The sequence below is a fragment of the Pyxidicoccus fallax genome, assembly GCF_012933655.1.
Lineage (GTDB): Bacteria > Myxococcota > Myxococcia > Myxococcales > Myxococcaceae > Myxococcus > Myxococcus fallax.
This window is the reverse complement of the sequence record NZ_JABBJJ010000486.1, coordinates 1-7,351: the sequence shown is the minus strand read 5'-3', so window position 1 is coordinate 7,351 and position 7,351 is coordinate 1. Positions and strand designations below refer to the sequence as shown.

Annotated in this window: 7 protein-coding genes; 1 reads left to right on the top strand and 6 read right to left on the bottom strand. The window is 71.2% G+C overall.

The window, feature by feature from the left end; all coding sequences use genetic code 11:
* From HG543_RS49635 to HG543_RS49620, 4 genes are all read right to left on the bottom strand, one after another.
* A partial coding sequence (locus tag HG543_RS49635; RefSeq protein ID WP_169351991.1) for a hypothetical protein occupies window positions 1-539 on the bottom strand: 539 nt, incomplete at its 3' end.
* An 87-nt stretch (window positions 540-626) separates the two neighbouring features.
* A complete protein-coding gene (locus HG543_RS49630) occupies window positions 627-1,769 on the bottom strand; it encodes a methanobactin export MATE transporter MbnM (protein WP_169351990.1) in 1,143 nt (380 codons plus the stop codon).
* Window positions 1,770-1,782: 13 nt separating this feature from the next.
* Window positions 1,783-2,262: a hypothetical protein gene (locus HG543_RS49625; RefSeq protein ID WP_169351989.1), complete on the bottom strand. Its 480-nt coding sequence runs from the start codon at window positions 2,260-2,262 to the stop codon at window positions 1,783-1,785.
* Window positions 2,263-2,313: 51 nt separating this feature from the next.
* On the bottom strand, window positions 2,314-3,168 hold the full coding sequence (locus tag HG543_RS49620; protein WP_169351988.1) for an MbnP family copper-binding protein: 855 nt from the start codon (window positions 3,166-3,168) through the stop codon (window positions 2,314-2,316).
* A 314-nt stretch (window positions 3,169-3,482) separates the two neighbouring features.
* On the opposite strand from HG543_RS49620, the gene HG543_RS49615 reads away from it, so the two are divergent.
* Window positions 3,483-3,941: a hypothetical protein gene (locus HG543_RS49615; protein ID WP_169351987.1), complete on the top strand. Its 459-nt coding sequence runs from the start codon at window positions 3,483-3,485 to the stop codon at window positions 3,939-3,941.
* A 153-nt stretch (window positions 3,942-4,094) separates the two neighbouring features.
* Here the strand turns inward: HG543_RS49615 and HG543_RS49610 are convergent, their stop codons facing one another.
* On the bottom strand, window positions 4,095-5,090 hold the full coding sequence (locus HG543_RS49610; RefSeq protein WP_371876558.1) for a hypothetical protein: 996 nt from the start codon (window positions 5,088-5,090) through the stop codon (window positions 4,095-4,097).
* A 202-nt stretch (window positions 5,091-5,292) separates the two neighbouring features.
* Window positions 5,293-7,239 carry a sensor histidine kinase gene (locus HG543_RS49605; protein ID WP_169351985.1) on the bottom strand — a complete coding sequence of 649 codons (1,947 nt, stop codon included), beginning with the start codon at window positions 7,237-7,239 and terminating at the stop codon, window positions 5,293-5,295.
* Between the last annotated feature and the right edge of the window lie 112 nt (window positions 7,240-7,351).

The following is a 7,351-nucleotide window of genomic DNA, read 5'->3' as shown; positions in this document are numbered from 1 at the left end:
GCGGTGGTGGGGATGAGGGTCTCGAAGCGGTAGCCGCCGGGGAAGGGCTCGAAGCGCGCGGTGTCACCGGGTTGCAGGGTGTGGCGCGAGACGAGTGCGTCCTGGAGTTGCTGGCGTCGCTCGGTCTGTTGTTTCCACCAGGCCTCGCAGGCCGCGGCCTTCTTCGGTGGCATCCGGGGACAGTCCTCCAGCGTGGGGACGAGGCGTTCCTGGAACTGGTTGACGTAGGCCAGCGGCGGCAGCTGGGGTGGAGGCAGGGTGAGCCAGAGCTCGACGTGGTCTCCGCTCACGCCCCGGGAGAGCTGGACCTGGTCGTCGCGAACCTCGCCGGCGATGGCGAGGCCCTCGGGGCCGATGGCCAGCCAGAGCGTGGCGGAGGTCTTCCGCTGGGGGCCCAGGGTGAGTGACGGTGGCTGCGTCCACTCATCGAGCTTCCCATCGACCTGGAAGTTCGCGGGGAGCCCCTCGTGGAGCGGGAGGGCGGAGTCACTGGGGCTCGCGGCGGAGAGCAGCAGGAGCGTGAGGGCTGGCAGCGACATGGGGCGGGGCTCCAGGGGCGTGGCGCGTTGGCCCGAGCCTACACCCCCGAAGCCGCTCACCTCTCCCACGCGAGAAAGCCCTGGAGCTCACTCCCACGGGTTGGAGAAGCGCGGGTCCTGGATGAACTCCGTGTCCGTGAGGCTCTCCAGGAACGCGACGAGGTCCGCGCGCTCATCGGGGCTCAGCGTGAAGGGCCGCACCAGCGGGTCCTTGTTCGGGTTCGCGCGCCCGTCACCGGAGAACGGCCCCTCCGTCACGTTCCGCCCGCCGGCCATGTAGTGGTCGATGACCCCTTCCAGCGTGGCGATGCTGCCGTCGTGCATGTACGGCGCCGTCAGCGCCACGTTGCGCAGCGGCGGCACGCGGAAGCGGCCCCAGTCCCCCTCCTTCCGCGTGAACTCGAACAGGCCCGGGTTGTCCGGTGGGTACGTCCCATTCCCATTCATGTTGTACAGGCCCGTGTTGAAGAACTGCAACTCCTCGGGCGTGGAGTCCCTCACCCGGAACGAGTTCGTCAGGTGCGGCCCGCTGTGACAGTGGTAGCACTCCGCCCGCTCGCCGAAGAACAGCTCCATGCCCCGCTTCGCCGCGGGCGACAGCGCCGAGGTCTCCCCCCGCAGGTACCGGTCATAGGGCGCCTCTCCCGACAGCAGCGTCCGCTGGAAGGAGGCCAGCGCCTTGACGAGGGTGTCCCGCCCCACCGGCTCGGCCTCCTCGGGGAACGCGGCCCGGAACAACTCCTGGTAGCGAGCGTCGTCCCGCAGCCGCTGGAGCACCTCCTCGAACCTCGGGGTCAACCCCAGCTCCGTGGGGTGCTCGTTGAACAGCGGCACCAGCGCCTGCTTCTCCAGCGTCTCCAGCACCGGGTTGGCCCACGTGTACGTGGACAGGTACGCCACGTTCGCCAGCCCCGGCGCATTCCGCGGAACCCGGTCCCCCGTGGCCCCCACCGGCGTCACCCGGCCATCCGAGAAGGCCCGCTGCTGCTCGTGACAGCTCGCGCAGGACTGGGTGCCGTTGCCCGACAGCCGGATGTCGTAGAAGAGGTGGCGCCCCAGCTCCACCTTGGCCTCGGACATGGGGTTGTCCCCGGGGACGACGGGCTCGGGGAAGCCGGCCGGCAGCTTCCACGCATACGCGGACGCGGCTGGGGGTGTCGGGTCCTTCCCACCACAGCCCACCGCCAGCAGCGCGCCCAGCACGGCGCTCACCTTCCATGCGTGGAACATCCGATTCACTCCTTCACTCGAGGTCGACGGGGTTGTTGCCCGCATGGCAGGAATTGCACGCCCCCGACATGGTGGGGAACGACATGAAGTTGAAGGCCGTGCTCGTCCGGCGCGTCAGCCGGGGGAAGAGCGACTGCTCCGGGAACGGCATCGTCTCGGTGGTGTAGAAGTTGCCGCTCGCGTCCGCCTCCAGCGTCAGCACCACGGTGCCCCCACCGTTGGGCGCCGTGGAGAGCGTCACCACCGCGTCCGAGAGGGGCGGGCCCTCCGGGGAGGCGAAGGCGGTGCCCGCCACCGTGAAGAGCCCCGGCGCCGTGCCGTTGGGCCCGTGGCACGCCATGCAGTTGGCCCCCGCCTCGTGGCTCGTGCCGTCACGCTGGCTCTTCAGCGACACGGAATCCAGCGCGGGCGAGCGCCCCGCCACCGACGGCCCCTCCTCCTCGCTGGAGCCACAGGCCCAGGCCCCCGTCATCAGCGCGAGCACCGGTGCCATGTGAGCAACCCGCTTCCGGAACAAAGACTGAAGCATGGAGGGCCTCGGGGCTCAGCGGACGCGGAAGAAGGTGGCCGGAAGCGTCTGGGGGCCGCCGCTCGTGCTGGCGGTCAGGCCGAAGTGCTCGAAGAAGAGGGGGCACTCCGGGTCGTTCGCGCCCGACATGCACCCGGGCATGGAGTCCGTGACGCCGTCGGGCACGCGCTCCACGTCCACGCCCGAGTAGAGTCCCGCGATATCCAGCACCACCTGGTTGGTGTCCGGGTTGAAGCCATTCAGCAGGACGGTCACCTGGTTGTCCGCGCCGCAGGTGTAGCCTTCCGCCACGGAGCCCGTGCAGCCGGCGGCCCCCAGGTGGAAGTAGAACAGCTCGTTGGTCCGCGAGCGCACGTCCAGCTTCACGAACTTGAAGCCCCCCTGCCAGCTCCACCACATCTGGGGCGCGTTGAGGGGAGCAGGCTCGATGGGCCCGTTCAGATGGTTGCGCTCCGGCGGCAGGCCGAGCTTGAACTCCAGCGCCGTGTAGTCGTCGTGCTCGGGCGCGGTGCCGACCACCTCCGCGCGGACTCCGGGGTTGCCGGCGACACACTCGCCCGTGCCATCCACGAAGTCCAGCAGGGCGAGGTTGTCTCGCTGCCACGTGCCGTCCTGGTCCAGGGCCAGGGGGTGCCGCTCTCCATTGGCGCGCACCAGGGTGACATCCCGGACGTAGGCCCTGAAGTCCACCAGGTCGATGACACCGCGAGACGTCCCGATATCCGTGTAGCTCGTGCCGCACGCCAGGGCCTGCTCGCGCACCTGGGGGCTGAAGCGGACCGTGTAGGTCTTCTCACTCTCGCCACATCCCTGCATCAGCAACAGCGAGGGCAGCAGCCACCAGGACGCGGACTTCAGGACGGCACTCATCGAATGACCTCCAGGAAGGGTGAGCGGGGGTCACCCTGACAGCACGGATGGGTAACAGAGGCGGGCCGGACGGCCGCTGTGGCAAGTTGTCGCGGCGCCCGCGTGCCGTGCACTGACGGGCAGACGTCACCCCTCCCGCACGTGACAGGACAGTCCTCCCGGCCCCGGGTCGGTAACGCGGTGGCGTTCAGGACATATCGGCGCCCGCGTCTCCGCGCGGCATCCACCCGGCGACGCGCTTCCGCCCTCCGGTGCGCTGGTTCGCCTGGAGACCGAGGCGTACCCATGCCAGTCCCCGTTTCCGGAGGCTGCCCATGCCCTCACGTTCCCTGTCCCGACTCTTCCCACTCCTCGCCCTCGCGGGGCTGAGCCTTGGCCACGGAGGCAGCGACGGCAGCGGAGGCGGAGGTGGCTGCGGCGGAGGAGACTCCGACCACCACCACGACGAGGACCCGGGCCACACCCGCGCTTCCGGCGCGGTGTGTCCCTCTTCGGGTGGCCCGACGGGCGCGGACTTCGGCCGGGCCTTCATGGAGAAGCACTGCCTGTCGTGTCACAGCGCGGCCGTCACTGGCGCCGCGCGCGAGGGCGCGCCCGCGGGCATGGACTTCGACACGCCCGAGGCGGTGCGCCAGTGGGCGGCGGCCATCGATACGCACTCGGCCGCGGGGCCGGGCGGGGTGAACACCGCGATGCCTCCGGCCTCGCGCGCCGCGCCCGCCATGGACGAGCGCCTCAAGCTGGGACAGTGGCTCGCCTGCGGCGCGCCGTGAGCGGCGCCGTGCCACCAGCGTCTCCGCCGTGAAACATCGGCGGCCCCGAAAGCGTCTCCGCCGGGAACTCGCCGACGGCTCGCCCCCTGAAACACGACGGCCCCCGAGGCATCGCCTCGGAGGCCGTCACTGCTCGACACGGGCGCTTCCGGCTCAGCCGCACACGCCGCAGTCGGACTTGCAGCTCACGGCGGTGGTGCCCGAGCCGCAGCTCTCGGAGAGCTGGCAGGTGCCGTCACCGCAGCTGTAGATGTCCTGCGAGCGGATGCGCGTGGTGATGGGGCGGTACACCTTCCCGTTGTACGTGCACTTCGTGTAGTGCGTCCGCGTCGCGTCCTGCGTGCAGTACGTCCGGGCGGAGCCCACGTGGCCGATGACCACCGCGCAGTCCGGGTCCCCGCTCCAGGCGGACAGGCCGCACGCGCGCACCGTGCTCTGGTCCGGCGCCAGGTAGTCCGCGTCGTTCGCCGCGAAGAGGCCCTCGCCGTTGAAGAGGTTGCCGAAGAAGACCGCCTCCGGCTGGTTGAACGTCTGCAGCTCCTCGGAGGTGGTGGGAATGACCGCGCCCAGCGCGTCACGCCCCAGCACCGAGATGTTCAGGTGCACGCCGTACTTGTTCACGTGCGCCGCCAGGCACCCGGACACCACCTGCTGCTCCGCCAGCGTCGCCGACGCGCCGCCCGCCCAGCCCGGCGCCAGCCCCAGCGAACCCGTCCACGTATACGTCCTGCCCGAGTGCGTGTACGTCAGCGTCTGCCCCGCCGGCAGGGCGCAACGGACGATGTAGCGCATCACCTCGTCCCCGCGGGCCGGGTTCTCGGTGAACCATGTATTGAAACCATTCGTCGACAAGCCATTCGTCGACAGGCCGTTCGTGGACAAGCCATTCGTCGACAGGCCGTTCGTCGACAAGCCATTCGTCGACAGGCCGTTCGTCGACAGGCCGTTCGTCGACAAGCCATTCGTCGACATCAGCCCGTCGGCGTGGGTGCCGAGGGACTCGTCCCCCGTGTCGAGACCGGGCTCGGCGGGACCGCAGCCGATGGCCGCGACACAGAGCAGGAGGGGCGCCCAGCCCAGTCCCCTCGGGCGCCGGCTCCGGCGACGGGTGACCTCGGAGCAGGGAGAAGCCAGAGGGGAGAGGTGCAACATGGGACTGCCTCCGCGTTGGGGGTAACCGCGGCTCTCGCGGTCACGACAACGGGTAGTGCTTCCCGCTCGGACTGACAGGTGTCCCCCCGTCCAGTTCTCACGCGTCGGTCTAACGGCAAACACGTACTCCGTGCGCCGCATGACGCTCCACCGCGAGACCGACTCGCGCATGACGCTCGGTGATGACGTGTCTCAGGTGTTACGCGCCGCGCGACAGCCGCGCCTGACGCGTGTCACGCGGCAGTGTCACGGTGAAGGTGGTGCCGTCCCGCTCCGACGAGCTCACGGACACCGTGCCCCCGTGGGCCTGGACAATCTCTCGCACGATGAATAACCCGAGTCCCAATCCACCCCGCCGCGGGCCCTTCTCACGCGCCGCGCCGGCCTGACGGAACGGGTCGAACAGCGTCGCCAGCTGCGGGCCGGGTATGGGCACACCCGGATTGTGGACCTCGAGCACCTGCGCGCCGTCGCGCTCCGCGCAGCGCAGCAACACCGGGGCGTCCTGGGCGCCGTGCTCCAGCGCGTTGCCCACCAGGTTGCTGAGCACCTGCTCCAGCCGGTCCGCGTCCCAGACACCCTCCGCGCGACCGTCCACCTCGAAGGCGATGTGACGCCCGGGCCACGCCGCGCCCAGTTCCTCCACCACCTGCCTGCACACGGTGGCCAGGTTGGCCGGGGCCAGGTTCAGGGGGATGCCGCCGGACAGCCTCGCGCGGGTGAGGTCGAGGATGTCCGAAATCATGGCGCCCATCCGCGCCGCGCTCGCCTCGATGCGCTGGGACTGCTGCTGCTGCGGGGAGCCGTGGGGGCCGCGCCGCCGTATCGCCCGCGCGCAGAGCGTTATCGCGTTCAGCGGGTTGCGCAAATCGTGGCCGAGGATGCCGATGAAGCGCTCGCGGAAGCGGGCCTCCTCCGACAGGCGCTCCAGCGCGCGGGTGCGCTCGGTGATGTCCATCATGGAGCCAATCATCCGCACCGGCCGGCCCGCCGCGTCGCGCGCCAGCACGCCCCGGTCCAGCACGTGGGCCCACGTCCCGTCCTGGCGCAGGAAGCGGTACTCGGCCTGCCATGCCGCGCCGGTGGAGGCCACGAAGTCACGCAGGCTCGCCGCCGCCGCCTCGCGCTCGTCGGGGTGCACGCGCTCCTCCCACCATCCCAGGCCATGGCTCGACCGCTCCGGGCCATAGCCGAACAGGTCTCCCGAGCCCGCGTCCCAGCGCACGCTGCCGGTGCTCAAATCCCAGTCCCACAGCACGTCATGGGTGGCGCGCGACGCCAGCCGGTAGCGCTCCTCCGCCTCGCGCAGCGCGGCCTCCGCCTGCTCGCGCTCGGTGACATCCATCACCACGCCCACCAGCCGGTGCGCGCGCTCCCCATCGCGCAGCCCCTGCCCCACCGCCTCGTACCAGCGCGTGGTGCCGTCCGCGTGGCGGCAGCGGAACTTCAGCGTGTAGGGCCCGTCCGCCGCCAGCGCCTGCTCGATTCCCCGCGCCACGCGCGCGCGGTCCTCCACCACCACGCAGGACAGGAAGCCCGGCAGCGACGTGCCCAGCGTGCCCGGCGGCTGGCCGAAGAAGGCGTCCGCCTCCTGGGACCAGGTGACGGCGCGCCGCGCCTCCGTCCACTCCCACGCCACCATGCGCGCGGTGGACAGGGCCAGCCGCAGCAGCTCCTCGCGCGCCCGCAGCGCCCGGGCGTCCTCCAGCGCGGTCTCCGCCCGCTGGCGCGCCTCCTGCTCTCGCGTCAGCGCCTCGCGCAGCTCCGGCGCGTCCCCGTCCACCGGGGGCAGCAGCCACAGCGCGAAGCCGTCTCCCTCCTTCACCGCCACCGCGTGGAAGCGCGCGTCCATGCCGCCGCGCCGCACGCGCAGCGGGACGGACACCGGCACGCCGGTGCGCCCCAGGCGCACGCAGTCCTCCACCTCCAACCCGCGCACGCCGTCATCGGGCCAGCGCGACAGCCGGGCATCCAGCCCCCAGTCGCGCACGACGTCCTCGGCCGCCGGGTTGAGCCCCGTCCACTGGAAGTCGAGCACCTCGCCTCCGGGCCCCCGCGTCGGCTCGAAGCGGAGGCACGGTGCCGGGCTCCCGGCATGGGGCGCCCACGCCAGGGCGGCGCCTGGCAGCGATGACAGTCCCACCATCGGCTTTCCCCCAGCGCGCGTGGCGCCACCCACCCGCGGGGCACGAAGCACGCGGCGGGCCAGAGTGCCATGTTCCTGTCTCTTATACACATCTCCGCGCCCACGAGACGTT

What these genes read in the sequence shown, in the direction of transcription:
- HG543_RS49630 (WP_169351990.1), bottom strand. Translation starts at nt 1,769, where the DNA reads ATGTTCCACGCATGGAAGGTGAGCGCCGTGCTGGGCGCGCTGCTGGCG.
- HG543_RS49625 (WP_169351989.1), bottom strand. Translation starts at nt 2,262, where the DNA reads ATGGCACCGGTGCTCGCGCTGATGACGGGGGCCTGGGCCTGTGGCTCC.
- HG543_RS49620 (WP_169351988.1), bottom strand. Translation starts at nt 3,168, where the DNA reads ATGAGTGCCGTCCTGAAGTCCGCGTCCTGGTGGCTGCTGCCCTCGCTG.
- HG543_RS49615 (WP_169351987.1), top strand. Translation starts at nt 3,483, where the DNA reads ATGCCCTCACGTTCCCTGTCCCGACTCTTCCCACTCCTCGCCCTCGCG.
- HG543_RS49605 (WP_169351985.1), bottom strand. Translation starts at nt 7,239, where the DNA reads ATGGTGGGACTGTCATCGCTGCCAGGCGCCGCCCTGGCGTGGGCGCCC.